Raw genomic sequence first — 1025 nt, forward strand, 5'->3', positions numbered from 1 at the left:
TCGGGCGTGATGAAGCACGTTCAGGAGCAATCGATCGATTCTCATGTCTACGATACGTATCCGTTGTATGAAATTCAGGGGTTGTCGGAGCTTAAGCAGGATTTGATCAACCATATTCTTATTTTTGAGAACTATCCGGTCGAGGAACAAATCGAGCAATTAGGTAGCGGTGAGGCGTCCAGCTTCACTATCACAGGAGCCGAGTCTGTCGAGCAGACTAACTATGACTTTAACCTGGTGGTGCTGCCAGGGGATACCATCCACATGAGCTTTGGCTATAATGCCCGGGCCTTTGAACGGGAAAGTGTAGAGCACATTCGAGGCCATCTGGTGCAGCTGCTGGAGCAGGTGACTGCGAAGCCGGACATCCGTGTACAGGAGCTGGATATGATAACCGCGCAGGAACGCGAGCAGATCGTGGAGGTCTGGGGCAATACAGCGGTAGCCTATCCAAGCGAGCAAACGATTCACGGCTTGTTCGAGGCGCAAACGGCGCAGACGCCAGAGCAGACAGCCTTGTTCTTTGAAGGAGAAGCGCTGACTTACCGTGAGCTGAATGAACGCGCCAATCGATTAGCGCGTACCCTGCGCAGTCAAGGCGTGACGAAAGATCGTTTGGTGGGTCTGATGACCGAGCGGTCGGTGGACATGATCGTGGGCATCTTCGGGATTTTAAAAGCCGGAGGCGCCTATGTACCTATCGATCCGACGTATCCAGAAGAGCGCATCCGCTATATGCTGGATGACTCGGGGGCGAAGCTACTGTTGACACAAAGCCATCTGGTGGACAAAGCAGTTATCGACGGTCAAGTGCTGGTGCTGGATGGAGCACAAAGTGTGTATCACGAGGATGGTTCCAACCTGGAGCCGGGGTCCGGTCCAAACGATCTGGCGTATGTGATTTATACGTCAGGTACAACCGGGCAGCCGAAGGGCGTGATGCTGGAGCACCACGGGCTGTGCAATCTGAAAACGTATTTTGATCAGACGCTTCGAATCCGTACGTCGGATCATGCGCTGTTGTT

The 1025-nt window shown here is 53.4% G+C and carries 1 protein-coding gene; it reads left to right on the forward strand.

Going from position 1 to position 1025, the window contains the following annotated elements; translation table 11 throughout:
* The coding region (locus tag ABEW32_RS26440; protein ID WP_430193289.1) for an AMP-binding protein at positions 1–1025 on the forward strand (1025 nt) is incomplete at both ends.

The sequence above is a fragment of the Paenibacillus jamilae genome (assembly GCF_050482105.1).
In the GTDB taxonomy this organism is placed as follows: domain Bacteria; phylum Bacillota; class Bacilli; order Paenibacillales; family Paenibacillaceae; genus Paenibacillus; species Paenibacillus jamilae_B.